The following is a 24,774-nucleotide window of genomic DNA, read 5'->3' on the forward strand; positions in this document are numbered from 1 at the left end:
GGGCCAAGCCCGCTCAGGCCAGCGGCCGCAGCGCCACCCCCATGTCGCGCCAATCCTCCGGATGGCAGGTGAACAGCAGCACCTGGTGCCGCTGCGCCGCATCGAACAGCACGCGCTTCATCTGCGCCAGGCGCGGCGCATCGCTGTGCACCAGCGCGTCGTCGAGGATCAGCAGGGTCGGACGGCCCGCCTCCTGCAACAGGTCGGCATAGGCGAAGCGGCTGATGAGCCGCAGCTGCTCGCGCGCGCCGAAGCTCAACTCCTGCAACTGACCGCTCTCCACCGCGCCGCCCAGGCGCGCGCGCGTGAGCGTGGCGGGCGCGAGTCCCGCATCCATCTCGACCGTGGCGCCGGGCATCAGCAACGGCAGGTAGTGCTGCATGCGCGCCTGCAGCGGTGCCTGCAGCCGGGTCAGCGTGGCCTGCCGCTTCTGCTCCAACTTGCGGCACAGCAGCGACAGCGCCTCGGCACGGCGCTGCAGGTCGGCCTGCCGGCGCTGCGCCTGCGCGAGCTGGCCGGCCAGCGCCTCGCGCTGTTCCTCGAGGCCCTGGGCACCGGACTGCTGCAAGGCGCTCTCGAGCACCAGCAGCTGTTCGCGCCGTTGCTGGTGGCCGCGCATCAGTTGCTCGATGCTGCGCCGCAGCCGCTCGATGTCCTGCAGCACGATGTCGGGTCGCGCGGCCTGCAATTCGGTCTCGGTGAGATCGATGCGCGCGGCCAGGGCATCGGCCTCGGCGCTCGCGGCCAGCAGTTGCTGGTTCGCCTGCGCCTGGCGCTGCTGGCGGCCCGGGTCGGCCAGCGTGGCCTGGGCCGCGGCCAGTTCGCGCCGAGCCGCCTCGCTCGCGCCCTGCGCGGCCGACTGGCGGCGCTGCGCCTCGCCCAGGGTCTTGCGCAGCGCCTGCTCGGCCGCCACGGCGGCTTCTTGCGCGGCCTCGGCCTCTTCCATCGAGGGCAACTCGCCCGCGGGCGGTGCGGGCAGCCGTTCGAGCGCGGCCTGCGCGCCCGCATGGCGGGCCTGCGCCTGGGCATGCTCGCCGCGCAGCGTGTCGATGCCGCGCGGCGCGACGATCGCCAGCGCCTGCTGCGCGAGCCGGGTCTGGGCCTCGAGGTCGGCCGCGGCGCGCTGCCGCGCCTGGGCCTGCGCGACCTCGTCGACGCCGAGCGAGCGCAGCGCCGCCTGCAGCGCCTCGCGCGCATCGGCATGCTGGCGCGCCAGGCCCGCGAGGTCGTTGCCGCCGGGCGTGATGATCAGTTGTCCCCCGCCGGGCAGGTGCAGCGTGGCGGGCGCGTCGACGAGCCGTTCGCCCTCGGCGCGCAGCTCGTGGCTTTCGCCGCGCGCCTGCAGGCGCAGCGCCTGGCCTTCGGGCAGCATGAACTGCAATCGCGTGGCGACAGCCTGGCGGCGCAGGTCGGCATCGCGCTCGGCGCGCTCGAGCTTGAGCAGCCGATCGAGCTCGGCCGGCTGGATCGCCGGTGTGGAGCCGGCCGTGGCGCGCAGGGCCGCGAGCCGCTCCTGCGCTTCCTCGGCACGCGCGAGGTTCTCGGCATGGCGCACGACCTCGGCCTGGGCCTGCTGCAGTTGCTGCTGCAGGCCGCGCCGCTGCGCTTCCTGGCTCGCCGCGCGCCAGGCCTCGCGCGCGGCATCGACGCGCCGTTGCGCCGCATCGGCCTGCGTGCGCGCCTGGGCCACGGCCTCGTCGCTCTCGCGCAACTGGCGCTCGGCCTCGTCGGCGGCCCGCTCGCGCGCCTGCGCCGTCGCCTGCTGCTGCGCCAGGCCCTCGAGCGCCTTGGCGAGCAGGTCGCGCGTTTCCTGCAACTGCCGCAGCCGCGCGCGGTCGCCAAGCAATTGCGCCTGGCCGGCCTGCAGCGCCTCGTTGCGCGTCTGCGCGGCCTGCAGTTCCTCGCGCAGCGCATCCCAGGGCCGGGCCGTCTCGTCGGCCTGGTGCTGCTGGCGCATCAGCGCGAGCTGGTCGACCTGCTCGCGGTAGGTGGTGATCTGCGCATCGAGCGCGGCACGCTGCGCCTGCAGCGCGGCGGCCTGCTCGATGACCTCGGCATAGGCGGCGCGCGGCTTGCCGGTCGAGGTCAGCAGCTCGTCGCGCTGCGCGCGCAGGCTGTCGAGCAGCGCATCGCCGCCGCTCGCGGCCAGCGGCGCCGCGGCATCGCCGGCCGGGTCGCGCAGCGCATCGTGCAGGTGGTCGCGCGCATGGCTCACGTCGAGCTCCTGGCCGCGTCCCTGCTCCACCCACAGCAACCCCGGAATGCCCCAGTTCTCGGGCCGGCTCGCGCCCTTGGCCGCGAACGAGAAGCCGAACAGCTGCGCCAGGTGGTCCTCGGCCTCGGTGCCCTCGAGGCTGCGCGCGCCGGCATCGAGCACGCAGCGCTTCTTCGCGAGGAAGCTCTTCATGAGCCGGTGCGGCTGGCCGTCGAGCAGGAAGTCGAGCTCGACCTGCGGCGCGGCGCCCGTGCCCTCGCCCCAGGGGCGCAGGTCCTCGACCTGGGTGGAACGGTGGCGTTCGAAGAAGGCCGCGCGAATGGCGCGCACCAGCGTGCTCTTGCCGGCCTCGTTGGCGGCCGCGACGATGTTGAGCCCGGGCTCGAAGCCATCGAGCTCGAAGGGCGCGCGAAAGCGCCGCAGCTGTTCGACACGCAAGCGGGTGATCTGCAGCTTCATGGCCGGGCCCCCTCCGCCGCGCCGCGCGCGAGTTCGGCCGCGAGCAGCGCGAGTGCGTCCTGCGCGATGCGCGCCTGCGCCGGGTCGGCGCCGGCCTGGGCCTCGCGCAGTTCCTGCATCACCTCGCCGAGGTAGCCATCGGCGCGCAGGCCGGCGATGTCCTCGTCGGTGGGCTCGAGCCGCAGCGCCGACAGGTCTGCCTGCAGATGGCGTGCACGCGCCTCCGCGCGGCCGATCGTGGCCTGCAGCCGCTGCAGCCCCGCGAGGTCGATGCGGCCCTGCACGCGCAGGTCGACCACGTCGTGCGCATCGAGCCCCTCGAGCTGCGCTTCGAGCGCATCGACGTCGGTCGCGACCTGCAGCACGCCGGCGATGGCCTGCCAGCGGAAGCGGCCGACCTGGAGCTGCGTGACGCGCGGCTCGGCACCGGGCGCGTCGATCTCGACCAGCAGCGCCTGGCCCGAGCCGTTGTCCTTGAAACGGTCGGGCTCGGGCGTTCCCGCGTACCAGGTGCGCGCGTCGATGCGCTTGCAGCCGTGCCAGTCGCCGAGCGCGAGGTAGTCGAGCCGTGCGCTCGCCGCGCGCTCGGGCGCGATCGGGTTGGCCGAGTCGATGTCCTCCGACAGCAAGCCCTGCACGCTGCCATGCGCGAGGCCGATGCGCAGCAAGCCCGCGGGCGTGTCGGCCTCGTCGAACCAGGCCGTGAGGTCGTTGTAGGTGTGACGCTGCGCGAGCGGCGCGGGCAGCACCGCGAAGCCCTGGGCCTCGAACAGGCGCGGCTCGGGCGCGAGCAGCAGATGCACGTGGGACGGCACCGCGCCCAGGCGCTGCGCGCGGGTCCACACGCTCTCGGCCAGCGCGGCGTCGTGGTTGCCGGGAATCAGCAGCCAGGGGCCGGAATAGGCGGCCAGTGCATTGAACAGCCGGCGCAGCGTGCGCTCGGAGACGGTCTGGGCATCGAACACGTCGCCCGCGACCAGCACCGCGTCGACCCGGTGCTCGAGCGCGAGCGCGGCGAGGCGCTCGACCACGGCGATGCGCGCCTCGGCCAGGATCGGCGCGTGCTCGGGGTCGAAGCTCGCGAACTGGCGGCCGATCTGCCAGTCGGCCGTATGAAGAAAACGTGTCATGAAAGGATGGGAGGGTGCGGCGTTCTCGCGCCGTGGCGTTGCATTGTCGGTGCTTCGCTCACGCGTCGAAGCCCTCGGCCAGGGTCTCGCGCAGCCAGGCCACGAACACGGCCACCGCGCGCGGCACATGGGTGGCATAGGGGCGGATCGCGTAGAGCTTCTCACCGAAGGCACCGACCGAGCGCCATTGCGGCAGCACCTCCTGCAGCTTGCCCGACTGCAGCGCCGACTGCGCGCTGAAGTCGGGCACCAGCGCGATGCCCAGGCCGCTCACGGCCGCGTCGCGCAGCGCCTCGCTGTTGTTGGCCACCAGCGGCCCCGACACCGGCACCGTGATGCGCTGCACCGCCGCCTTCGAGGCCGCGGCGCGCGCCTCGAAATGCCAGGTCGGCGTTTCCTGCGCGCGCGGGTAGTGCAGGCAGTCGTGCTCGGCCAGCGCCTGCGGCTCGCGCGGCGTGCCGCGGCGACGCAGGTAGGCGCGGCTCGCGACCAGCACCGAGCGGGTGTCGCACAGGGTCCAGGCGACGTGGGTGTCGGGCGGCGCCGCCGTGTGGCGGATCGCGAGGTCGAAACCCTCCATCGCGAGCGAGCTCAGGCGATCGGACATGTCGAGCTCGATGCGCACCTCGGGCTGCGCGCGCAGGAAGGCCGCGAGCCGCGGCACCAGTTGCTGGCGCGCCAGCGCCACCGGCGCGGTGACGCGCACCAGCCCGCGCGGCACGCCGGCCAGGTCGCGCACGCCCTCGAAGCTGTGGGCAATCTGCTCGAAGGGCCCGCGCATGTCCTCCACCAGCCGCTGGCCGGCCTCGGTGAGCCGCACGCTGCGCGTGGTGCGCTGCACCAGCGAGGCGCCGGCCGCGCGCTCGAGCTCGGCGATGCGCTGGCTCATGGCCGCCTTGCTCACGTTGAGCCGCAGCGCCGCCGCCGTGAAGCTGCCCTGCTGCGCCAGCACCGTGAGCCAGTGCAGGTGGGTCCAGAGCGACTCGATATTTTGGGTCTTCATGGATCCATTGTTCACTATCGCAAACAATAAGTTCAAGCTTCGCGTCTAGGCGGCGGCGGCCTCGCTGCCTAAACTGCCCTCGATCCCCCGCATTCCCGCCTCCTTTCACACCAGAGACACGCACCATGCCCATCCAGTCCATCGATCACTACATCGCCGGCAAGGCCGTCGCCAACACCTCGGGCCGCACGCAGGACGTGACCAACCCGGCCACCGGCGCCGTCACCGGCCGCGCCGGCCTGGCCGATGCCAGCCAGGTCGCCGCCGCCGTGGCCGCCGCGCAGGCCGCCTTCCCGGCCTGGGCCGACACCCCGCCGCTGCGCCGCGCGCGCGTGATGTTCAAGTTCCTCGAGCTGCTCAACCAGCACAAGGACGAGCTGGCCCACCTGATCACCGCCGAGCACGGCAAGGTGTTCACCGACGCGCAGGGCGAAGTCAGCCGCGGCATCGACATCGTCGAGTTCGCCTGCGGCATTCCGCAGCTGCTCAAGGGCGACTTCACCGACCAGGTCTCGACCGGCATCGACAACTGGACCCTGCGCCAGCCGCTGGGCGTGGTCGCGGGCATCACGCCCTTCAACTTCCCGGTGATGGTGCCGATGTGGATGTTCCCGGTGGCGATCGCCGCGGGCAACACCTTCATCCTCAAGCCCAGCCCGACCGACCCGAGCCCCTCGCTGCGCATCGCCGAGCTGCTCAAGCAGGCCGGCCTGCCCGACGGCGTGTTCAACGTGGTGCAGGGCGACAAGGCCGCGGTCGACGCGCTGCTCGAGCATCCCGACGTCAAGGCCGTCAGCTTCGTGGGCTCGACCCCGATCGCCAACTACATCTACGAGACCGGCGCGCGCCACGGCAAGCGCGTGCAGGCCCTGGGCGGCGCCAAGAACCACATGGTGGTGATGCCCGACGCCGACATCGACCAGGCCGTCGACGCGCTGATCGGCGCGGGCTACGGCTCGGCCGGCGAACGCTGCATGGCGATCAGCGTGGCGGTGCTGGTGGGTGACGCGGCCGAGAAGATCATGCCCAAGCTGATCGAGCGCACCAAGACGCTGAAGGTGCTCGACGGCGAGAACCTCGAGGCCGAGATGGGCCCGATCGTCACGCGTGCCGCGCACGAGCGCATCACCGGCTACATCGCCCAGGGCGAGAAGGAAGGCGCGAAGCTGCTGGTCGATGGCCGCCAGTTCGACGGCGCCAAGGCCGGCAAGGGCTGCGACGACGGCTTCTGGATGGGCGGCACCCTGTTCGACCACGTCACGCCCGAGATGCGCATCTACAAGGAAGAGATCTTCGGCCCGGTGCTGTCGTGCGTGCGCGTCGCCAACTTCAAGGACGCCGTCGACCTCGTCAATGACCACGAATTCGGCAACGGCGTGAGCTGCTTCACCCGCGACGGCAACGTGGCACGCGAATTCGGCCGCCGCATCCAGGTCGGCATGGTCGGCATCAACGTGCCGATCCCGGTGCCGATGGCCTGGCACGGCTTCGGCGGCTGGAAGCGCTCGCTGTTCGGCGACATGCACGCCTATGGCGAGGAAGGCGTGCGCTTCTACACCAAGCAGAAGTCGATCATGCAGCGCTGGCCCGAGAGCACGCCGAAGGGGGCGGAGTTCGTGATGCCTACGGCAAAGTAAGCGACTCGACGTTTCGTTCGCTGATTGAACGCCCCCTCGAGGGGCAATGCAGCCGCCGCCGGGGAACCCGTTGGCGGCTGCGTGCATTGGGGGTCATGGCACGGGCCGACGACGGAATGGGGACTGCTTCATACGTCGGGGTCGATGCGGTAGTCCCGTTGCTGCTCGAACTCGCGGTACTTCTGCGACACCTGCTCATCGGTGTATTCGCCCTCGACGGTGTCCTCGATGCCTCGGCCGCTCAGACCCGGCAGCCCACCGATCGCGCCGCCCCACAGGTGCCGCTCCTGCGGCACGCCCACGAACGCCAGCAGATACGCATCGAGGATCCCCTTGCCCGGCGACGCGATCTCCGCGCTCAGTGCCGCAAGGTAGTCGGCCTTCCGTGTCCGGTGCCACTCGATGCAGAAACCGGCGCGATGGCACAGCTCGCTATGGATCACGAGCATCGTCCGCCCGTTGCCGTCCAGAAACGGATGCCCATAGGCGAACAGCCCCATGACCTCTCCGGGCCGCTGCCGCAATTGCCGCGGGTTGGCGGCCATGCGCAGTCCGGCCTCCACCGCGCGACGCGCATCGCGCGGATGACTGAACCACGTGCCGGCCTTGGAGACGGCCGAATCGGGCGCCGTGGCCGCCCGGTCCTGTCCCGCCCAGGGATAGAAGGCCGAGAACAGGATCCTGTGAACTTCCAGGAACTCCGCGTAGGCCACGGTCCGCCGCGTCGCGAGGAATGCCAACGCTTCATCGAGCCCCGCTCGAAACAGCTGGTGCTCGAGTTCCTGGACGATCTGCGGGTCTTTCTCCGTGTAGAGATTGCGGAGGTAGCCCCGCTCGTCGAAGTCCTTAAACGGATCGAACACGCTGCTTCTGTTCGCGCAGGTGATTGACCAGCAAGGTGGCCATGTCCTGGGTGGAGAGCTTGCCCGCCCGCTTCAATGCAATGAGCAGGTCCTGCACATCGCCGGAGCGGACCTCGTCGCCCGCCAGCCGCGTGACCGTGTCCGCCCATTGATCGGCCGGTGTGCGGGTGTAGCGCACACCGAGCTCGTGCGCGAGATTCCGGACGAAGGCCTCGACACCGCTGACAGGCAGCACCAGACCGCGGGGGAGCATGTGCCCCTTGTGCGCGCGCGAAGGCGTGTGCGTGCGATCCTGGAGTTTCATGGGTGTGTCGATGGCCCCCGCATTTTATCACCCCGCCCGAAAATTATTCAAAAACCTCAATTACATCAACAACTTACATGCTGCCAACGAACCGACGGCCAGCCGACTCAGCTCGCCCGCATCCGGCAAGCCGCCCGCACGATCCGCGCCGTCGGATTCGGCGTCATGTCGAGAAAACGCATCGGCTTGGGCGAGGCGCTGTAGTCGGCCACATGGTGCGGCTCGCCGCGCCACAGCGGCTCGGCATAGAAGCGCGCCTGCACGTAGGTCGCGCTTTTCGCCTGGCAGTCGAAGACCACGCGCGATTCGTACGAGCGATAGGGGATGCGGTCCCAGTTGAAGCGCGGGCCCGAGCGGTTCACGCGCACGTTCATCTCGATCAGCGGCTTCTCGGGCGCGGCTTCGCCTTCCGCGGGCGGCGGTGCCGCGATGCGGTTGGGATCGACCTGCACCGTGTCGGCCGCCTTGTCGAGCGGATCGCCGACCACGGTGAACCATGCGGGCTGCGCCCATGCCAGGCTGCCCGCCACTGAAAGACCCGCCGCCAGCCACCAATGCCTCACGCGTTTGCTCCTCGTTGTCGCGACCGGGCCCCGCCAGGTCGGCAGGGAAAATAACCGAAGAATCCGGTTCGCTGACACAGGAATTTACAGTTTGGGGCCTGCCGGATTTGTCGGACGCCGACGTGGAGGACCTGCGGAAAGCATGCCGTTGGCCCGCCCGACGCCGGACAAAGCTTGCGCGCCGGCCGCATGCCGAGGCGTTTTCCGACATGACGTCAACGCATGACCCACCGAATTTGCAAAGGATCGCACCCATGACCAGAAAGCTCATCAGCTCCGGCTCCACCTTCGAACAGCAGATCGGCTACTCGCGCGCCGTCGTCGCGGGCGACTGGGTGTTCGTCTCGGGCACCACGGGCTTCGACTACCGCACCATGACCATCTCGGACGACGTGGTCGAGCAGACCGAGCAATGCCTGAAGAACATCGAGGCGGCGCTGCAGGAAGCCGGCGCCAGCCTGCGCGACGTGGTGCGCGTGACCTACGTGCTGCCGAACGGCGCCGAGTTCGAGGCCTGCTGGCCGGTGCTGCGCAAGTACTTCGGCGAGGTGCGCCCCGCGGCGATGATGATCTCGGCGGGACTGGCCGATCCGCGCATGAAGATCGAGATCGAGGTGACGGCGCTGCGCGGTTGAGTGGATGGGAAGAGAGGCAACGCGCAGCCTCGACTCACCGCACGGGGCGGCAGCGAGCCGCGCTCGCCGCTACCTGCTCACAGACCATCGCTCACATAGAACGGCCGCGAGGCATAGAAGCGCTGTTTCGCGATGTCGGCGGTCAGCATCTCGACGTCCTTCTGGGCAATGCCGTACTGTCCCTTGAAGACCTGGGCCGCGATCCCCTTGGCGATCTGCCGGAACGACTGCGTGCCGACGTCGCGGCCATTGACCGCCAGGATGTACAGGGCCTCGGCGATATAGCCCATGGCCTCGTTCTCGTACCCCGAATGCTTGCCCAGCGTCAGCATGTCGAGGTGCGCATGCGTCGCCTCGTGGATCACCAGCGCGCGGTCGCGCTCGTCGAGCAGGTTCAGTGTTTCCGCCACGTCCATGACACCGAATCTGGCGTCGTACTCCGCGGCATTGCCCTTCCCGACGTTCGTGCCGATCCGGATCTTTCCGGTTTCGACGGCGCGCGCGACGTCACGGTAGGCGCTCGGCCAGACCCTCAGGTTGTTGATCGCGAAGTTGTGCTTCGCGATCGCCCTGTCGTATTTCAGGATCTGGATGACATGACTCTTCACGGTGGCGTTCACTGACGGCTCCTCGACGGTTGTCCCAAAGAAGCCTGGATTCTGCGAAGACCACGGGCCTTGCGACCATATGCTGTTGGAGGTGGCGGCACCCCGCCGGGGCCGCGCTTACGGCCGATCACATTTGGGAGTGCCCCGGCCGCTCGGGGCCGAGGCGTGTTCGTCAGAGCCCCCCAGGCGCCCGCCGGACGATGTCCCGTACCCGGAGGCGCCGCGGCTTCACGAAACGCAGCGTCATGCGGTCCGATTCGCCGATGGCGAGGTACTTCGCGCGTTCCACCTCGCCGCCGCGCAGCGTCGGCGGCAGCGCCCAGACGCCGTTCGCATGGTCGCGCGTGTCGCGCGGGTTGGCGTTGATCTCGCTCTCGCCGTCGAACACGAAGCCGGCCGCGCGGGCGCGCGCGATCACGAAGTCCTGCGCCACGTAGCCGCTGTCGATGGTCCGCGCGAGCGAGGTGCCAGGCAGCGCGCGATGCTCCTCCACCCCGAGCACGCCGCCGGGCTTGAGCACGTCGAAGAAGGCGCGCAAGGTCTCGTCGAAATGGCCGTCGGCGATCCAGTTGTGGATGTTGCGGAAGGTCAGCACCGCGTCGGCGCCACCCGGTGGATGGATGTCGGTGAAGCGGTCGGTGGGCAAAGTGCCGAGCACCACGCGGCCGTAGTTGGCGGGATCGTCCGCGAGTTTCTTCGCGAAGGCCGTGCGGGCGCGTTGCTGCTCGGGCGTGCCGTCGGCCGGCGCATGGGCCGCGTAGAGGCGGCCTCGGGCTTTCAGAAAGGGCGCGAGGATCTCGGTGTACCAGCCGCCGCCCGGTGCGATCTCGACCACCGACCACTCGGGCCGCAGGCCGAAGAAGGACAGCGTCTCGAGCGGATGCCGCGCACCGTCGCGCGCGCGGTTGGCCGCGCTGCGCTGCGGACCGTCGATCGCCGACTGCAGCGCGGCGAGCGCGGGATCGGTCGCGCCCATGGCAACGGGCGCGACGGCGGCCGAGGCCAGGCCCAGCAGCAGCGCGCGGCGCCGATCCGAGTGACGGCCGGGCATGGCGACAAGGGATGCGATGGACATGGGACGCTGCTCTTTCTCGAAATGGACGCTCTCAGGCCAGGGCGGCATCCGCGCGTGCCGCGAGCGATCGCGCAGCCGCGCCGGCCACGCGCGGCAGCACATGATCGGCGAAGCGGCGCATTTCCGCTTCGAAGGGCTGGAACTGCAGCATGAACAGCTCGATGCCGGCCGCGTGGAAGGCCTCGATGCGGCGCGCCACGCTGTCGTAGCTGCCCACGAGCTCGGCCGCGGTGCCGCCGTTCGAGCCCACGCGCGGCGACTTCTGCGCGGTCTGGAACATCACGGCCTTGGGATCGATGTTGGGTTTGTTGGCCGCGCGCAGCGGCGCGTCGAGCGCCGCGAGCGCGAGCAGCCGCGCATGCTCGGTGCGTGCCTCCTCGTCGGTCTCGCGCGCGACCACGAAGGCCGAGAGCCCGAACTGCAGCGGCGCCCAGCCGGCCGGCCGCTCGCGGCGCCGCAGGTCGGCGATCAGCGCCTGCACGTCGGCCAGCGGCTGGCCGTTGATGAACCAGGTGTCGCCGCGATCGGCCACCAGCGCGCGCGCCGGCTCCGATTCGCCGCCCACGTAGATGCACGGCCGCGCACGGTGCAGGCCCGCCGGGCTCAGCCGGTAGTCGTCGAGCTTGAAGTGCTCGCCCGCGAAGCGCGTGCGCTCGCCGCGCAGCAGCGACTCCACCACCTCGATCCATTCGCGGCCATAGGCATAGCGCGCATCGTGCTCGGCGAAGGGAATGCCGGCGCGCTCGAGCTCGGGCCGGTTCCAGGCATTGACGAGGTTGATCGCGAAGCGCCCGCCGCTGATCTCCTCGATGCCCAGCGCCATCTTCGCGAGCACCGCCGGGTGATAGAGGTAGGGCTTGATGGCCGCGATGATCTCGATGCGCGAAGTGAGCGCGGCCAGCGCCGCGGCCGCCGTCCAGGCCTCGAGCTGGGCGCTCTCGCCATCGTGCGGATTGACCGTGTGTTGCGCCACCAGCACCGAATCGAAACCGAGCCGCTCGGCCTCGAGCACCAGCGCGCGGTTGCGCCGCCAGGAGGCGTCATAGGGTTCGTCGGGATCCTGCAGCGCGGCGCGGCTGCCGTGCACCAGCGCCCAGATGCCGAAGCGAGGGCCGGGCCCGCTGGAAAAAGTAGAGGTCATCGCGATGAGGAAGGGTTATGCCGCGGCATCGCGCAGCAGTGGCAGCAGCTGCTCGCCCTGCCGGCGGATCTCGTGGAGGTAGGGCGTGTCGGACAGCACGAAATGCGTGATGCCCAGCGCCTGGTACTTGCGCAGCGAGCGCGCGACGTCCTGCGCCGAGCCCACCAGCCAGGTGGTGGCGGCACCGCCGCCGCCGTACTTGCCGGGCGTGGTGTAGAGGTTGTCGTCGAGCACCTCGCCGCGCTCGTGCAGCCGCAGCAGCCGGCGCTGGCCCACGGCCTGCGCGCGGTCGGGCTCGCCGGGCGCCGCGCCGCGCGCCATCTGCGCCACCTTCGCCTCGGCATCGGCCCAGGCTTCCTCGGTGGTGTCGCGCACCAGCGTCGTGACCCGCAGGCCGAAGCGCAGCGGCGGCAGATCGCGGTCGAGGCCGCGGCTCAGCGCCTTCAACCGCTCGATGCGTTCCTCGATGCCGTCGCGCGGCTCGCCCCAGAACAGCTGCACGTCGGCCTCGGTCGCCGACACCCGCTCGGCCGCTTCGGAGGCGCCACCGAAATAGATCGTCGGATGGCGCCGCGTGCCGCGCACCTCGATGCGCGGCTGCACGGTGGCGTTCTCCACGCCGAAGTGCTCGCCACGGTACGTCACGCCCTCCTCGGTCCAGAGCCGGCGCACCAGGTGGATGAACTCGCGCGTGCGCGCATAGCGCTGCGCGGGGTCGCCCTCGCTGTCGCCATAGGCCGCGAGCTGGTCCTTGCCCGAGACGATGTTGATGCGCACGCGGCCGCCGCTCAGGTGGTCGAGCGTGGCCGCGGCCGATGCGAACTGCGCGGGCCGCCAGTAGCCCGGGCGGATCGCGATCAACGGCTCGAAACTGGTGCTGCGCGCGGCCAGCGCGGTCGCCACCGTGAAGGTGTCGGGCCGGCCCCAGCCGGCGCCGATCAGCGCGCCCTTCCAGCCATGCGCCTCGAGCGCCAGCGCATGCCGGGTCAGCGTATCGAGGCTGTTGTGGCCCTCGACGGCGGCATCGCCGCGATGGCCGGCCACGACCTGGTTGGGGACGTACCAGAGGAATTCGGTGGGTTCGCTCATCGCCGTGCCCCCACCACCGGAACGCAAGCGCGCGATGCGGATATGCACATGTGCTTTTCTTCGTTCGCCCGCGAGCGGCTTCGCTCCATCGTTGGGTTCTTCATTTCACCGACTTCCAAAGGATTTCTCGCATGAGCCGCGACCGACTCTTCCTGCTCGAGGCAGGCTTCACCGACGACAAGCACCCGGGCGATGCCTTCGTCTGCCCCGATGGCCTGCCCATCGAGGGGCTGCTGGCCTCGGCGCCCGAACAGGCCGCGCGCATCGAGGTGCACCGGCTGCCGTTCCCGCGCCCGCGCGCGGCCGTGGTGGCGGTGCTCGATGAGGCGCACCAGAGCCTGCCGGTGCTGGTGTTCGGCGACGAGTCGCCGGCACCGGCCGACGCGCAGTCGCTCGGCGCCCTGCGCTTCGTGACCGACACGCGCCGCATCCTCGCGCTGCTGGCCGAGCGCCACGGTTTTCCGAAGGTGCATTGACCCCCGAGCGGGCGCGGCCCGGCTTCAGGCCACCGCGTGCAATTGCGGTCGCGGCGCGGCGGCGCGCTCGGCCTGCGGCTGCAGCTGCCGCAGCACCGGCAGCGCACGCGAGACCGCCAGCGCGATGCGCGCGCGCAGCAGCTCGCTGCGCACCTGGTAGTTCTCGAAATCGCGGTCGGTGGCGTAGACACCGATCGGCAGCGTGTGCGACTGGAAGAAGCTGAACAGCGGCCGCAGCTGGTGGTCGATCACCAGCGCATGTCGCTCGCTGCCGCCGGTCGCGGCCAGCAACACCGGCTTGTCGATCAGCGCATCGTGGTGCACGAAGTCGAGGAAGTGCTTGAACAGGCCGCTGTAGGCGCCGCGGAACACGGGGCTGGCGGCGATCACCAGGTCGGCCGACTCGAGGGCCACGAGGGCTTCCTCGACCGCGGCCGGCAATTGCGGGCGGTAGAGCACGGCGCCGAACTGCGGCACCAGGTTGCCGATCTCGATCACGCGGCTCTCGACCGGGATCGCCTGGGCGATGCCTTCGATCAGCTCCTCGACCAGCACCAGGGTGCGCGAGGGGCGTTGCAGGCCGCCGGACAGGGCGACGATCTTGAGGGGGGTTTGGGGCATGGGATGGATGGCGCGGCCGGCGGGCTGCGCGTGTGCAGACTAGGGCTGCGGCCATTCTGCGCGCCGTGCGCGGCGCGTGAACCTCGACTTTCGCATGTGCTTCTGCGAACTTCGTCTATGCGCCGCACGGGGTGCGCCGCGCGCATGGCAGGCATGCGCGGCGGCCATGGGAGAAGCCGCATATGGGCCGCATATGGATGTGCGCAATCGTTCGTTCCGCGCGGCCGATGCGCGTCCCAGAATCGCGCCGGCCCTCTCCCTCCCCCTCTTCTCTCTTCCCCCGCATGACGCTCCCCACCTCCGCCATCGATCATCCCTGGGGCGCACCGCCCAGCGCGCGCTACGACGAACTCGCGCGGCCGTTCCGCGCCGTGTTCGCGCGCATCCGCGAGGGCGCGGTGGCGCGCGACCTCGCGCACCAGCTGCCGCACGAGGAGATCGGCTGGCTGCGCGAAGCCGGCGTCGCGCGGCTGCGCCTGCCGGTCGAACGCGGCGGCGCCGACGCCAGCCTGGTCGAACTGTTAGCGCTGCTGACCGAGCTCGGCGCGGCCGACACCAACGTGGTCAACGCCCTGCGCGCGCACTTCGGCTTCACCGAGGACGTGCTGCTCGCGCCCGAGTCGCCGTGGCGCACGCATTGGCTCGAGCGGCTCGCCGCGGGCGAGCTCGTGGGCTCGGGCTTCTCGGAGACCGGCGACGCCAAGGTCGGCGCCTTCTCGACCCGGCTGCGCGCCACGCCGCGCGGGCTGCGGCTCGACGGGCGCAAGTTCTACACCACCGGTTCGCTGTTCGCCGACTGGATCAACGCCGTGGCCGACGACGACGAAGGCCAGCCCACGATGATCTCGGTGCCGCGCCAGGCCGCGGGCGTGCAGGTGCTCGACGACTGGGACGGCTTCGGCCAGGCGCTCACCGCGAGCGGCACCGCCACCTTCGAGGACGTGGCGATCGATCCGCTGTGGGTCAACCCGAGCAAGCAGCGCTTTCCCTACGCCTCGCCCTACTTCCAGACCGTGCACCTGGCTTCGCTGGCCGGCATCGCGCGCGCCTCGAGCGACGACCTCGCGCAGCGCGTGCGCGAGCGCGACCGCAGCTACAGCCACGGCAATGCCGCGCGCGTGTCCGACGATCCGCAGATCCTGCAGGTGGTGGGCCGCGGCCGCAGCGCGGCCTATGGCGCGAGCGCGATCATGCTGCAGGCGGCCGGCGCGCTGCAGCGCGCGCACGATGCGCACCTCGATGCTTCGCTGCCCGACGAGGCGCGCGCCGCTGCCGCGGCCGCCTCGCACGTGGAGGTCGACCAGGCGGTCTCGGTCGTCACGCGGCTGGTGCTCGACGCGAGCACCGAGCTGTTCGACGCGCTCGGCGCCTCGGCCACGCTGCGCACCCACGGGCTGGACCGCTACTGGCGCAACGCGCGCACCATCTCCTCGCACAACCCGCGCGTCTACCGCGAGCGCCAGGTCGGCGCCTTCGCGGTCAATGGCACGCCGCCGCCGACCTTCTACCGCGTCGGCAGGAGCTGAACGCGGCCGGCGGATATGGATAGACGAATCGCTTCCTTCCGCCCCGTTCTACCCGCGGGTACTTTCGGGCCATCGCCGTTGTCCTCCAGGAGATCGCCATGAGCCTTGCCACCGCCCACCCGGCCCCGCGTGCCGGCCGCAACGACGAGCCGCCCGTCCTCGCCGAATCCGTTCTCGAACGCATCGGCGCGCGCGCGGCCGGCTACGACCGCGAGGGCCGCTTCTTCGACGAGGACCTCGAGGACCTGCGGCGCGCCAACTACCTGAAGCTCTGGGTGCCCAAGGCGCTCGGCGGCCTCGGGCTCGACCTGCCCGCGGTGCTGCGCGAGCAGTCGCGGCTGGCCTACTTCGCGCCGGCCACGGCCCTGGCCATCAACATGCACCTGTACTGGAGCGGCACGGCCGCCTACCTGCATGCGCGCGGCGACCATTCCACCGACTGGATCCTGCGCGAGATCGTCGACGGCAGGATCTTCGCGGCCGGCCACGGCGAACCCAACAACGACCTGGGCCTGGCCGGCTCGACGGTGAAGGCGCAGCCGCTGCCCGGCGGCGACTACCGCTTCGACGGCCGCAAGGTGTTCACCTCGCTGGCGCCGGTCTGGGACTGGCTCGGCGTGCACGGCCTCGACGACTCCGATCCCGCGCGGCCGCGCATCGTGCATGCCTTCATCCGCCGCGCCGACCCGGGCCACCGCACCGAGGCGACCTGGGACGCGCTCGGCGTGCGCGCCACGCGCAGCGACGACACGGTGCTCGAGGGCGCGGTGGCGCAGGCGGCCTACGTGTCGCGCGTGCTACCGGCCGGCCCGCCCAGCGATCCCTTCGTCGACGGCATCTTCGGCGCCGCGATCCTGCCGATCGCCGCCGTCTACTTCGGCATCGCGCGCCGGGCCTTCGACCTCGCGCTCGAATCGGCGCGCAAGCGCCACTCGGCCGCGCTCGGGGGCAAGAGCTACGCCCACCATCCGGCCGCGCAGTTCGCGGTGGCGCGTGCCGCGATCGAGCTCGACAGCATCGAGGCCCTGCTCGAGCGCACCGCGCGCGACTGGGCCGAGGGCGCGGACCACGGCCCGCTGTGGCCCGCCAAGCTGCTGGCGGCCAAGCAGCATGCGGTGGACGGCGCGCGGCGCGTGGTCGACCTCGCGACCGATGTCGTCGGCGCCTCCTCGCTGCTGCGGCGCAACGAGCTCGAACGCCTGGTGCGCGACGTGCGCTCGGGCCCGTTCCATCCGCCGAACTCCATCGCCAGCCACGACGTGATCGGCAAGAGCTACCTGGGCGTGCTCGGCGAGCCGGCCCAGGGCTGAGCGCTACTGCGCGAACGCATCGAGCGCCAACGCACCGGCCGGCCGGTCGAAGCGCTGCTCGATCTGCTGGATCGCCTGCGCGAGGAACTGCAGGAACATGCCCATCGCCACCGCGGTGGTCTGGCCCGCGCGCTGGTAGAGGCAGCTGAACGAGCGCGCGCCCGCGTCGGCCAGGCCGGTCCACACCAAGCGGCCGGCCGCCACGTCCTCCACCACGTTCTCGGCGATCAGGAAGCCGATGCCGGTGCCGCCGGCCACCAGGCGCCGCACCATCGCGACCGAGCTGGTCTCCACCAGCGGGCGGGTCTGGCGGTGCGCGCGCAGGTCGATCTGGTCGACCATCGCGCGCAGCTCGGTATCGGGCGTCATCAGGATCAGCGGATGTTCGAGGCAGTCGCGCAGCCGCGGCAGCTTGCCCAGCGCCGTGAGCGGATGGCCGGGCGGCGTGACCAGCCCGAGCTGCTGCGCGAAGGCGCCGATCTCCTCCACGCCCGGCGGCGGCTTGCGGCGCAGGCAGTAGCCGATGTCGGCCTCGCCGGTCGCAACCCAGCGCAGGATGTTCTCGCCGCTGCCCGAGCGCACGCCGTAGGTCACGCCGGGGTAGCTCTTCATCGCGGCCTCGATCACCTCGGGCACCAGCTGCTCGGCCGAGGAGTGCGAGACCGCGAGGTTGATGTGGCCGCGGCGCAGCGAGCGCAGGTCCTCGACCTGGCTCAGCGCGCTGTCGAAGTCGCGCTGGCCGCGGCGCACCGCGGCAATCATGATCTCGCCCGCCGTCGTGAGCTGCATGCCGCGCGGCAGCCGGTCGAACAGCGGCGCGCCGACCTGCTCCTCGAGGTTGAGGATCTGCTGGTGCACGGCCGCGGCCGTGAGGTGCAGCGACTCGGCCGCCTTGCGGATCGAGCCGCGGCGGGCGACCTCGTCGAAGCAGCGGAAGGACTGGGAGATGGCGCGCATCGGGGCAATGTACGTTTTTTCCTGACGCACCGTTCGAAACAATCAGATTTTCCTGACGGCTCGGGCGGCCTAGATTCGGCGCCATCGCACTGAGGAACCCGTCTTGAACACTCGCATCCGTCCCGCCTCCACCGTCGACCAGGTCACGCAGCGCCGCCGCGGCGTCGGCCTGATCGCCCACGATCCCGTGCTCAGCGCGGGCGGCTACACGCTGATCGCGCCTCAGACCGCGCGGGGCCACGTCTACCTCGTCGGCATCGACGGCGAGGTGGTCCACCAATGGAAGCTGCCGGTGCGCGCGGGCCGCCATGCCGTGATCCTCGGCAACGGCAACCTCGGCTACAACGGTAACCACGCCGATTCGCTCGACCGCTACCCCGCCTGGTCGATGTGGCACGGCGGCGACTTCCGCGAGCTCACGCCCGAGGGCGAGCTGGTCTGGCACTACGAGGACCCGTCGCATCACCACGACGCCATGTGGCTGCCCAACGGCAACCTGCTGTACGCGGCCTGCGCGCCCGTGCCCGCCGACTTCGCACGCCGCGTGCCCGGCGGCACCGCGCACGCCGGCGACGACACCATGTACGGCGACGTGATCCGTGAAGTGAACCGCGCGGGCGAGATCGTCTGGGAATGGAAGTGCTGGGAGCACCTCGCGCCCGAGGACTTCCCGATCCACCCGGGCTTCGGCCGCTACCACTGGCCGCTGGTCAACGGGCTCGACGTCGACGCCGACGGCCTGGTGCTCATGAGCCTGCGCACCACCTCGGGCGTGATCGGCGTCGACAAGGCCAGCGGCCAGGTGCGGCTGCACATTCCGCCGAGCGTGGTCTCGCACCAGCATGCGCCGGTGGCGCTGCCCAATGGCCGCATCCTGGTGTTCGACAACGGCAACTTCCGCCATGGCGCGCACGTGGCCTTCTCGCGCGTTCTCGAGATCGATCCCGCGACCCACGAGGTCGCGTGGTCCTATGCCGACGAGATGGTCAACGCCTTCTACACCGCCTTCATGGGCAACGCGCAGCGGCTGCCCAACGGCAACACGCACGTCACCGAGTCGGCCACCGGCCGGCTGTTCGAGGTCACGCCCGAGGGCGAGGTGGTCTGGGAGTACGTGATCCCGTGGTTCGACGAGTACCCCGACGAGGCCGCGCGCAAGACCGGGCCGGGCCGGCTCAACAGCGTGTTCAAGACCTACCGCTACACGCGCGAGCAACTGCCGTGGCTGCGGGCCTGATGACCGATCGCGCCATGAAAACCTCCACCCTCCTCGCCCGCGCGCTGTGCGCCGCCGCCGCGCTGCTCCCCTTCGCCCCCGCGGCCAGCGCCGCGCCCGAGCCGCAGAACGTGCGCATCCTCTCGAACTGGTTCGCGCAGCCCGACCAGGCCGGCTACTGGCAGGCGCAACAGGACGGCCTCGGCAAGGAAGCGGGCATCCGCATCAGCGTGCTGCAGGGCGGCCCGAAGATCCAGACCGTGCCGCAGGTGGCCTCGGGCCAGGCCGAGTTCGGCATCGGCAATGCCGACGACGTGCTGCTCGCGCGGCTGCGCGGCGCGCCGGTGCGCGCCGTGTTCGCGCACCTCGACCACGTGCCCTACACGCTGGTGTATCACGCCGACCCGGCCGTCAAGGGCATCGCCGACCTGCAGGGCCGTACCTTCGCGGTCAACATCGGCAATGCCTACTGGGAGTGGACCAAGAAGCGCTACAAGCTCGCCAACACGCGCGAGATCCCGGTCTCGGGCGACCTGAGCCTGTTCCGCGACGATCCGAAGATGGTGCAGCAGGGCTACTCGCTGTTCCTGCCCGCGCGCATGGCCGCGAGCGGCCTCGCGGTGCAGCAGATCACGCTGGCCTCGCTCGGCTACCGGCCCTACAGCGTGCTGTTCACCACCGACGAGCTGATTCGCACCAGGCCCGCATTGGTGAAGGCCGCGATCGCCGCGGTACAGCAGGGCTGGCGCAACTACGTGCGCGACCCCTCGGGCCTCAAGCCGCTCTTGACCGGCATGAACAAACAGATCTCGCCCGAGATCTACGACGCCGCCAACAAGCTGATGATCGAGACGCTGGTCTCGCACGACCTCAACCGCGTCGGCTGCATGGACGACGCGCGCTGGAAGGAGCTGGCCGGCCAGTTGCGCAGCGTGGCCTTCCTGCCTGCGGGCTTCGACGAGCGCCAGGCCTACGACCGCGGCCTCGTGCCCGGCTGCCGGCCATGAGCATCGGCGCTTCGATCGCGCTCGAGGGTGTCTCCAAGCGCTTCGACCGCGGCCTGCAGGCGCTCGACCCGATCGACCTCGAACTGCGCGCCGGCGAGTTCGTCTCGCTGGTCGGCCCCTCGGGCTGCGGCAAGTCGACGCTGCTGCGCATCCTGGCCGGCCTGGTGGCCCCCAGCACCGGCCGCTGCCGCCTGGGACCGGGCGCCGAGGCCGCCAGGGCCTTCGTGTTCCAGGAGCCGGCGCTGCTGCCCTGGCGCACGGCCGAGCGCAATGCGCAGTTGCTGATGGAGCTCGAAGGCCTCGCGCCCGACGAGCTGCAGCGCCGCGCCGCCGAGGCGCTCGCGCTGGTCGGCCTCGCGGGCATGGAGAAGCTCTATCCGCACCAGCTCTCGGGCGGCATGCGCATGCGGCTGTCGCTGGCGCGCGCGCTCGCGCTGCGCCCCGGCCTGCTGCTGCTCGACGAGCCGCTGGCCGCCGTCGACGAGCTGTCGCGCGAGCTGCTGCAGGAGGAGCTGTCGGCGCTGTGGCGCCAGGCCGGCTTCACCGGCGTGCTGGTGACGCACAGCGTGCACGAGGCCGTGTTCCTCTCGAAGCGCGTGGTCGTGATGTCGCCGCGGCCGGGCCGCGTGGTCGAGGTCGTCGAGGTGCCGTTCGCCTTTCCGCGCACGCCGCAATTGCGCGCGAGCGCGGAGTTCGCGCGGCTGGCCGGCGAGGTGACGGCCGCGCTGCGGCGCGAGACCGTGCCGCGCGCGGCATTCGCATGAGGAAGGAAGCGTCATGAACCCAACCTCCTCTTCGATCGCCGCGCGCTGGACGCGCGACGCCTGGCCCGTCGTGCTGGTCGCCGTGCTCGTCATCGGCCTGTGGTTCGCGCTGACCGCCACCGTCTACCGCGGCAAGGGCTACCTGCTGCCCTCGCCGCTCGAGGTGGGCGCGGCCGCCATCGAGAACGCCGGCCTGCTGCTGATGGCCGCCTTCACCACGCTGAAGGAAGCGAGCCTGGGCTTCCTGATCGCCATCGTCGGCGGCATCGCGCTGGCGGCGCTGCTGAGCCAGTCGCGGCTGCTCGAGCGCAGCCTCTATCCCTACGTGGTGCTGCTGCAGACCGTGCCGGTGGTGGCGATCGCGCCGCTGATCGTGCTCTGGTTCGGCTACAACGAGGGCTCGGTGGTCGTGATCAGCCTGATCATGTCGCTGTTCCCGATCGTCAACAACACGCTGCTGGGGCTGCGCTCCACCTCGCGCAACCTGGTCGAGCTGTTCGCGCTGCACAACCGCAGCCGCTGGACCGCCTTTCGCAAGCTGCAGCTGCCCGCGGCGCTGCCGCACATCATCGCGGGCCTGCGCGTGTCGGCGGGGCTGTCGGTGATCGGCGCCATCGTCGGCGAGTTCATCATCGGCTCGGGCAATGCCGAGGGCGGACTCGGCGTGCAGATCGTGTTCGCGCAGGGGCGCATGTACACGGCGCTGCTGTTCGCCGAGGTGATCGCGGCCACGCTGCTGGGCTTTCTGTTCTTCGCGCTCGTGAGCGCGGTGGGCCGCGCGCTGCTGCGGCACTGGCACGAGTCGGCGATGCCGGGCTGAGGCCCTTCAGTCCAGCCAGCCGCCGCTGTCGTGCACCGCGCGACCACCGACCAGCGTCAGCTCGGCATGCACCTGCCCCAGCGCCTCCAGCGGCACCGTGAGCGGATCGGCATCGAGCACCGCGAGGTCGGCATAACGCCCCGGCGCCAGCGTGCCCTTGCGGTCCTCCTCGAAGCTCAGGAAGGCGCCGTTGCGCGTCACGGTCTCGAGCGCCTGCAGCCGGCTCAGCGCCTGGCCCGGGCCGATGGCACGGCCGGTGGTGCGCTCCTCGCGCGCCACCGAGGCCCACACCGCGGTGAACAGGCTCACGGGGATGTTGTCGCTGCCCGCGGCCAGCGGCAGCCCGGCTTCGAGCAATGCGCGCTGCGGCAGGAATTCCTCCTGCCGCTCGCGGTCGGCCAGCCGCGGCGCGCCGTTCTTCCACAGCATGTAGAACGGGATGCTCGTGACCATCAGGCCCAGCCGCTTCACGCGTTCGATGTCGGAGGCCGTGACGTAGCCCACGTGCTCCACCACCCAGCGCCGGCCCGCGAGCGGGAAGCGCGCGTCGATGGCCTCGAACACCTCGAGCACCTCGGTCAGCCGGTCGACCACCACGCTGTGCACGCGCAGGTCGTGCTCGGCCGCGAGCCAGGCGTAGTCGCGGAAGTCCTCGATGCGGTTGGCCCATTCGACGAAGCCCATCCAGCCGGTGTTGGGCAGCGCGCGCCGCACGGCGTTGGCCGCGGCGCGGTCGCCGCCCAGGCCGACGTAGATGCCGCCGATGGCAAGCATCGGGTCGCCGCTGCCGCGCCCGCGCGCATGCGCGAGCCAGTCGCGCATCGCGAGCCGCGCCTCGGCCACGTTCGACCAGGTCGGGCTCACGCACAGGCGGGTGCGCATGCTGAGCCCGCCCTCCTCCCACAGCCGGCGATAGACCGCGATGGTCTCGGGCGAGGAGCCGTGGCCCTCGTAGATGCTGGTGGTGCCGCAGGCGTGGTAGAGCGGCAGCGAACGGCGCAGCCCCTCGAGCCGGTCGTCGAAGCCGAAGGCCGGCACCTGCGTGAGCACCGAGAACTCGACCAGCGGCCGCTTGTTGGTCTCGACGATCACGCCGTTGGGCCGGCCGTCGTCGCCCAGTTCGATCTGCAGCCCGCCGCAGTCGGGGCAGGTGTGCTCGTCGATGCGGTGCAGCGCCAGCGCGCGGCTGTTGAGCGCGCTGTGGCCCGGCGGCACGCCCCAGTTGCCGAACAGGCCCGGGATGTAGACCGGATGATCGGGCGCCACCGCGTCGAGCTCGTGCCGGTTCGGCATGCGCCGTTCGGCCAGGTTGGACGGGCCGCCGAAGTAGAACGGCGGCCGGCCCACGGGCATGGTCACGATCCAGCGGCCCGGCGGCGTGCGCGCGGCCTCGGCCGCGACCACCGCCAGCAGGTCGGCGATGCAGGTGGCATGCGCGAGGCTGGGCCGCAAGGTCTTCAGGCCCTCGCGCTCCATGTGCGCATGGGCGTCGACGAGGCCGGGCAGCACGGTGCGGCCGCCGAGGTCGATGACGCGCGTGCCGGCCGCGCGCGTGCGCGCCACCTCGGCCTCGCTGCCGACCGCGAGCACGCGGCCGCCGGCCAGCGCCACCGCCTGCCCGGGCGCCGCGCCCGGTTCCATCGTCAGCACCTGGCCATTGGCCAGGATCAGCTCAGCGGCGGCCATCGGCGCCATACCAGGGGAACAGGCGGTGCAGCAGCCAGGCGAACAGCTGGTCGGCCAAAAATCCGATGGCGCCGAGGAACAGCAGGCCCACGAACATGATGTCGACGCGGAACACCAGGTGCGCGAACGAGATCAGGTAGCCCAGGCCCTGCTCGGCCCCGACCAGCTCGGCCGCCACCAGCACCACGAAGGACACGGCCGTGGCCTGGCGCAGCCCCGCGAACACGAAGGGCAGCGCGGCCGGCAGCGCGACCTGCGTCATGGCCGCGAAGGGACTGGCGCCGAGCGCGGCGGCCGAGCGCAGGTAGACGGCGGGGATGTCGCGCACGCCGATGAAGGTGTTGACCCAGACCGGAAAGAAGGCGCCCCAGGCGATCAGCATCACCTTCGAGAGGTCGCCGAGCCCGAACCAGACGATGGCCAGCGGCACGATCGCGATCGCCGGGATGGCGCGCAGGCCGTGCAGCACCGGGTCGGTGAACTGGCGCAGGGTGGTGCTGCGCCCGGTCAGCACGCCGGCCACCACGCCGAGCGAGGCGCCGAGCAGGAAGCCCCAGAGCGCGCGCAGCAGGCTCGCGCCCACGTGCGGCCAGATGTCGCCCTTGCGCCAGGCCATGTCGAGCAGCACGCCGGCCACCTGCGAGGGCGGCGGGAACATCTTGGTGTTGATGCCGGGCACGACGCGCGGCCCGATCTCCCACGCCAGCAGGAAGGCCGCGATGCCGGCCGCGCCCAGCAACAGCTGGCGCCGACGCGCGCGCCGCTGTCGCGCGATCTGGTCGCGGCAGAAGTCGCGCTCGAGCGCTTCGCGCCGCGACAGCGATGCCTCGGCCGGCGCCGCCTCGGCGCGCGCGCGCAGGTCGTCGAGCGCCGCGCTCACGAGGCCACCTCTTCCGACTGCGCGAAGGCCGCCGCGATGCGCGCATAGGCCGCGCCGAAGGCCGGGTCGGCGCGCTCGCGCGGATACGGCAGGTCGACCTCGACGATCTCGCGGATGCGTCCCGGGTGCGGGCTCATCACCACCACGCGCTGCGCGAGGAAGACCGCCTCCTCGATGTTGTGGGTGATGAAGAACACCGACAGCCCGAGCTCGCGCCACAGCCGCAGCAGCTCGCGCTGCAGGCTCGCGCGCGTGAGCGCGTCGATGGCCGCGAAGGGCTCGTCCATCAGCAGCACCTTCGGACGCGTGGCGAGCGCGCGCGCCACCGCCACGCGCTGGCGCATGCCGCCCGAGAGCTCGAAGGGATAGCGCCGCGCCGCATGCGACAGGCCCATGAGCGCGAGCAGTTCCTCGGCGCGCGCGCGGCGCTCGGCGGCGCCCAGGCCCAGCATCTTGAGGCCGAACTCCACGTTGCGCCGCGCATTGAGCCAGGGGAACAGCGCGTACTCCTGGAACACCACGCCGCGGTCGGCGCCGGGCCCGGTCACGGGCTGGCCGCCGGCCGTCACGCTGCCCGTGGTGGGCTCGACGAAACCCGCGATGGCGTTGAGCAGCGTGGTCTTGCCGCAGCCGCTCGGGCCGATGGCGCAGACGAACTCGCCCTCGCCGATGTCGAGGTTCACGTCGGTCATGGCCCAGTTCAGCTCGCCGTTCGACGAGGCGTAGAGCTTGGAGGCATCGCGCACGCTGACGATCGCGCGGGGGGCCGTGTCGTTCGCGCCCATGGCC

24 protein-coding genes are annotated in these 24,774 nt (G+C 71.2%); 9 read left to right on the top strand and 15 right to left on the bottom strand.

The annotated features are described in order from the left end of the window. Positions 1–13: 13 nt before the first annotated feature. From ACEN9J_RS34255 to ACEN9J_RS34265, 3 genes are read right to left on the bottom strand one after another with little or no spacing between them, the layout of a single operon-like run. A complete protein-coding gene (locus ACEN9J_RS34255; protein ID WP_413765531.1) occupies positions 14–2,674 on the bottom strand; it encodes an AAA family ATPase in 2,661 nt (886 codons plus the stop codon). Further along, complete coding sequence (locus ACEN9J_RS34260) at positions 2,671–3,804, bottom strand: metallophosphoesterase family protein (RefSeq protein WP_057592670.1); 1,134 nt, start codon at positions 3,802–3,804, stop codon at positions 2,671–2,673. The genes ACEN9J_RS34255 and ACEN9J_RS34260 overlap by 4 nt, the downstream gene beginning before the upstream one ends. Before the next feature lie 58 nt (positions 3,805–3,862). Then, the gene (locus ACEN9J_RS34265; protein ID WP_057592669.1) at positions 3,863–4,807 is read right to left on the bottom strand and encodes a LysR family transcriptional regulator; all 945 of its coding nucleotides are present in this window, start codon (positions 4,805–4,807) and stop codon (positions 3,863–3,865) included. A 125-nt stretch (positions 4,808–4,932) separates the two neighbouring features. On the opposite strand from ACEN9J_RS34265, the gene ACEN9J_RS34270 reads away from it, so the two are divergent. Continuing rightward, positions 4,933–6,444 (top strand): CoA-acylating methylmalonate-semialdehyde dehydrogenase, encoded by a 1,512-nt coding sequence (locus tag ACEN9J_RS34270; RefSeq protein ID WP_261211145.1) that lies wholly within the window; start codon positions 4,933–4,935, stop codon positions 6,442–6,444. 128 nt (positions 6,445–6,572) lie between these two features. Here ACEN9J_RS34270 and ACEN9J_RS34275 read toward each other — a convergent pair whose 3' ends face one another. From ACEN9J_RS34275 to ACEN9J_RS34285, 3 genes are all read right to left on the bottom strand, one after another. Next, on the bottom strand, positions 6,573–7,307 hold the full coding sequence (locus tag ACEN9J_RS34275; protein ID WP_413765532.1) for a Fic/DOC family protein: 735 nt from the start codon (positions 7,305–7,307) through the stop codon (positions 6,573–6,575). Further along, on the bottom strand, positions 7,291–7,611 hold the full coding sequence (locus ACEN9J_RS34280) for a hypothetical protein (RefSeq protein ID WP_261211143.1): 321 nt from the start codon (positions 7,609–7,611) through the stop codon (positions 7,291–7,293). Before ACEN9J_RS34280 ends, ACEN9J_RS34275 begins: the two co-directional genes overlap by 17 nt. A 107-nt stretch (positions 7,612–7,718) precedes the next feature. Next, complete coding sequence (locus ACEN9J_RS34285) at positions 7,719–8,174, bottom strand: surface-adhesin E family protein (RefSeq protein WP_261211142.1); 456 nt, start codon at positions 8,172–8,174, stop codon at positions 7,719–7,721. A 254-nt stretch (positions 8,175–8,428) separates the two neighbouring features. Here ACEN9J_RS34285 and ACEN9J_RS34290 point away from each other — a divergent pair, with 254 nt between their 5' ends. Further along, positions 8,429–8,809 (top strand): RidA family protein, encoded by a 381-nt coding sequence (locus ACEN9J_RS34290; RefSeq protein ID WP_413765533.1) that lies wholly within the window; start codon positions 8,429–8,431, stop codon positions 8,807–8,809. Between the two features lie 77 nt (positions 8,810–8,886). Here the strand turns inward: ACEN9J_RS34290 and ACEN9J_RS34295 are convergent, their stop codons facing one another. The 4 genes from ACEN9J_RS34295 to ACEN9J_RS34310 form a co-directional block, all read right to left on the bottom strand. Then, positions 8,887–9,429 (bottom strand): hypothetical protein, encoded by a 543-nt coding sequence (locus tag ACEN9J_RS34295; protein ID WP_057591196.1) that lies wholly within the window; start codon positions 9,427–9,429, stop codon positions 8,887–8,889. Positions 9,430–9,589: 160 nt separating this feature from the next. Then, a complete protein-coding gene (locus ACEN9J_RS34300) occupies positions 9,590–10,492 on the bottom strand; it encodes a class I SAM-dependent methyltransferase (RefSeq protein WP_413765534.1) in 903 nt (300 codons plus the stop codon). Positions 10,493–10,523: 31 nt separating this feature from the next. Then, positions 10,524–11,633, bottom strand: coding sequence for an LLM class flavin-dependent oxidoreductase (locus ACEN9J_RS34305; protein ID WP_413765535.1), 1,110 nt, complete (start codon positions 11,631–11,633; stop codon positions 10,524–10,526). A 15-nt stretch (positions 11,634–11,648) separates the two neighbouring features. Beyond that, positions 11,649–12,722: an LLM class flavin-dependent oxidoreductase gene (locus ACEN9J_RS34310; protein ID WP_413765536.1), complete on the bottom strand. Its 1,074-nt coding sequence runs from the start codon at positions 12,720–12,722 to the stop codon at positions 11,649–11,651. A gap of 131 nt (positions 12,723–12,853) precedes the next feature. On the opposite strand from ACEN9J_RS34310, the gene ACEN9J_RS34315 reads away from it, so the two are divergent. Beyond that, positions 12,854–13,198, top strand: a complete 345-nt coding sequence (locus tag ACEN9J_RS34315; protein WP_413765537.1) for a DUF3088 domain-containing protein — start codon at positions 12,854–12,856, stop codon at positions 13,196–13,198. 24 nt (positions 13,199–13,222) lie between these two features. Here ACEN9J_RS34315 and msuE read toward each other — a convergent pair whose 3' ends face one another. Continuing rightward, entirely contained in the window at positions 13,223–13,819 is a 597-nt protein-coding gene (gene msuE / locus ACEN9J_RS34320; protein WP_093352586.1) for an FMN reductase, read from the bottom strand. Positions 13,820–14,103: 284 nt separating this feature from the next. Between msuE and ACEN9J_RS34325 the strand changes: the two genes are divergently transcribed. Together ACEN9J_RS34325 and ACEN9J_RS34330 are read left to right on the top strand one after the other, a co-directional pair. Then, positions 14,104–15,345 (top strand): acyl-CoA dehydrogenase family protein, encoded by a 1,242-nt coding sequence (locus ACEN9J_RS34325; protein WP_413765538.1) that lies wholly within the window; start codon positions 14,104–14,106, stop codon positions 15,343–15,345. Between the two features lie 98 nt (positions 15,346–15,443). Then, a complete protein-coding gene (locus ACEN9J_RS34330) occupies positions 15,444–16,655 on the top strand; it encodes an acyl-CoA dehydrogenase family protein (protein WP_413765539.1) in 1,212 nt (403 codons plus the stop codon). 3 nt (positions 16,656–16,658) lie between these two features. On the opposite strand, the gene ACEN9J_RS34335 is transcribed toward ACEN9J_RS34330, so the two are convergent. Then, positions 16,659–17,612, bottom strand: coding sequence for a LysR family transcriptional regulator (locus tag ACEN9J_RS34335; RefSeq protein WP_413765540.1), 954 nt, complete (start codon positions 17,610–17,612; stop codon positions 16,659–16,661). A gap of 103 nt (positions 17,613–17,715) precedes the next feature. Between ACEN9J_RS34335 and ACEN9J_RS34340 the strand changes: the two genes are divergently transcribed. Genes ACEN9J_RS34340 through ACEN9J_RS34355 form a run of 4 tightly spaced genes read left to right on the top strand, consistent with a single transcriptional unit; the run spans position 17,716 to position 21,419 of the window. Then, positions 17,716–18,849, top strand: a complete 1,134-nt coding sequence (locus ACEN9J_RS34340; RefSeq protein ID WP_413765541.1) for an aryl-sulfate sulfotransferase — start codon at positions 17,716–17,718, stop codon at positions 18,847–18,849. A 14-nt stretch (positions 18,850–18,863) separates the two neighbouring features. Beyond that, positions 18,864–19,835, top strand: a complete 972-nt coding sequence (locus ACEN9J_RS34345) for an ABC transporter substrate-binding protein (RefSeq protein ID WP_413765542.1) — start codon at positions 18,864–18,866, stop codon at positions 19,833–19,835. Next, positions 19,832–20,599, top strand: coding sequence for an ABC transporter ATP-binding protein (locus ACEN9J_RS34350; protein ID WP_413765543.1), 768 nt, complete (start codon positions 19,832–19,834; stop codon positions 20,597–20,599). Before ACEN9J_RS34345 ends, ACEN9J_RS34350 begins: the two co-directional genes overlap by 4 nt. Before the next feature lie 13 nt (positions 20,600–20,612). Next, a complete protein-coding gene (locus tag ACEN9J_RS34355; protein WP_413765544.1) occupies positions 20,613–21,419 on the top strand; it encodes an ABC transporter permease in 807 nt (268 codons plus the stop codon). A gap of 6 nt (positions 21,420–21,425) precedes the next feature. Here the strand turns inward: ACEN9J_RS34355 and ACEN9J_RS34360 are convergent, their stop codons facing one another. From ACEN9J_RS34360 to ACEN9J_RS34370, 3 genes are read right to left on the bottom strand one after another with little or no spacing between them, the layout of a single operon-like run. Continuing rightward, positions 21,426–23,105: an amidohydrolase gene (locus tag ACEN9J_RS34360; protein ID WP_413765545.1), complete on the bottom strand. Its 1,680-nt coding sequence runs from the start codon at positions 23,103–23,105 to the stop codon at positions 21,426–21,428. After that, a complete protein-coding gene (locus ACEN9J_RS34365) occupies positions 23,092–23,985 on the bottom strand; it encodes an ABC transporter permease (RefSeq protein ID WP_413765546.1) in 894 nt (297 codons plus the stop codon). Before ACEN9J_RS34365 ends, ACEN9J_RS34360 begins: the two co-directional genes overlap by 14 nt. After that, positions 23,982–24,770 carry an ABC transporter ATP-binding protein gene (locus ACEN9J_RS34370; RefSeq protein ID WP_413765547.1) on the bottom strand — a complete coding sequence of 263 codons (789 nt, stop codon included), beginning with the start codon at positions 24,768–24,770 and terminating at the stop codon, positions 23,982–23,984. Before ACEN9J_RS34370 ends, ACEN9J_RS34365 begins: the two co-directional genes overlap by 4 nt. Positions 24,771–24,774 lie beyond the last annotated feature (4 nt).

Origin of the sequence: Variovorax sp. Varisp41, from assembly GCF_047325085.1 — a bacterium.
In the GTDB taxonomy this organism is placed as follows: domain Bacteria; phylum Pseudomonadota; class Gammaproteobacteria; order Burkholderiales; family Burkholderiaceae_C; genus Variovorax.

Bases quoted from the DNA above. Each gene is read 5' to 3' on its own strand.
- ACEN9J_RS34255 (WP_413765531.1), bottom strand. From the start codon at position 2,674: ATGAAGCTGCAGATCACCCGCTTGCGTGTCGAACAGCTGCGGCGCTTT.
- ACEN9J_RS34260 (WP_057592670.1), bottom strand. From the start codon at position 3,804: ATGACACGTTTTCTTCATACGGCCGACTGGCAGATCGGCCGCCAGTTC.
- ACEN9J_RS34265 (WP_057592669.1), bottom strand. From the start codon at position 4,807: ATGAAGACCCAAAATATCGAGTCGCTCTGGACCCACCTGCACTGGCTC.
- ACEN9J_RS34270 (WP_261211145.1), top strand. From the start codon at position 4,933: ATGCCCATCCAGTCCATCGATCACTACATCGCCGGCAAGGCCGTCGCC.
- ACEN9J_RS34280 (WP_261211143.1), bottom strand. From the start codon at position 7,611: ATGAAACTCCAGGATCGCACGCACACGCCTTCGCGCGCGCACAAGGGG.
- ACEN9J_RS34290 (WP_413765533.1), top strand. From the start codon at position 8,429: ATGACCAGAAAGCTCATCAGCTCCGGCTCCACCTTCGAACAGCAGATC.
- ACEN9J_RS34300 (WP_413765534.1), bottom strand. From the start codon at position 10,492: ATGTCCATCGCATCCCTTGTCGCCATGCCCGGCCGTCACTCGGATCGG.
- ACEN9J_RS34305 (WP_413765535.1), bottom strand. From the start codon at position 11,633: ATGACCTCTACTTTTTCCAGCGGGCCCGGCCCTCGCTTCGGCATCTGG.
- ACEN9J_RS34310 (WP_413765536.1), bottom strand. From the start codon at position 12,722: ATGAGCGAACCCACCGAATTCCTCTGGTACGTCCCCAACCAGGTCGTG.
- ACEN9J_RS34315 (WP_413765537.1), top strand. From the start codon at position 12,854: ATGAGCCGCGACCGACTCTTCCTGCTCGAGGCAGGCTTCACCGACGAC.
- msuE (WP_093352586.1), bottom strand. From the start codon at position 13,819: ATGCCCCAAACCCCCCTCAAGATCGTCGCCCTGTCCGGCGGCCTGCAA.
- ACEN9J_RS34325 (WP_413765538.1), top strand. From the start codon at position 14,104: ATGACGCTCCCCACCTCCGCCATCGATCATCCCTGGGGCGCACCGCCC.
- ACEN9J_RS34330 (WP_413765539.1), top strand. From the start codon at position 15,444: ATGAGCCTTGCCACCGCCCACCCGGCCCCGCGTGCCGGCCGCAACGAC.
- ACEN9J_RS34335 (WP_413765540.1), bottom strand. From the start codon at position 17,612: ATGCGCGCCATCTCCCAGTCCTTCCGCTGCTTCGACGAGGTCGCCCGC.
- ACEN9J_RS34345 (WP_413765542.1), top strand. From the start codon at position 18,864: ATGAAAACCTCCACCCTCCTCGCCCGCGCGCTGTGCGCCGCCGCCGCG.
- ACEN9J_RS34350 (WP_413765543.1), top strand. From the start codon at position 19,832: ATGAGCATCGGCGCTTCGATCGCGCTCGAGGGTGTCTCCAAGCGCTTC.
- ACEN9J_RS34355 (WP_413765544.1), top strand. From the start codon at position 20,613: ATGAACCCAACCTCCTCTTCGATCGCCGCGCGCTGGACGCGCGACGCC.
- ACEN9J_RS34360 (WP_413765545.1), bottom strand. From the start codon at position 23,105: ATGGCCGCCGCTGAGCTGATCCTGGCCAATGGCCAGGTGCTGACGATG.
- ACEN9J_RS34370 (WP_413765547.1), bottom strand. From the start codon at position 24,770: ATGGGCGCGAACGACACGGCCCCCCGCGCGATCGTCAGCGTGCGCGAT.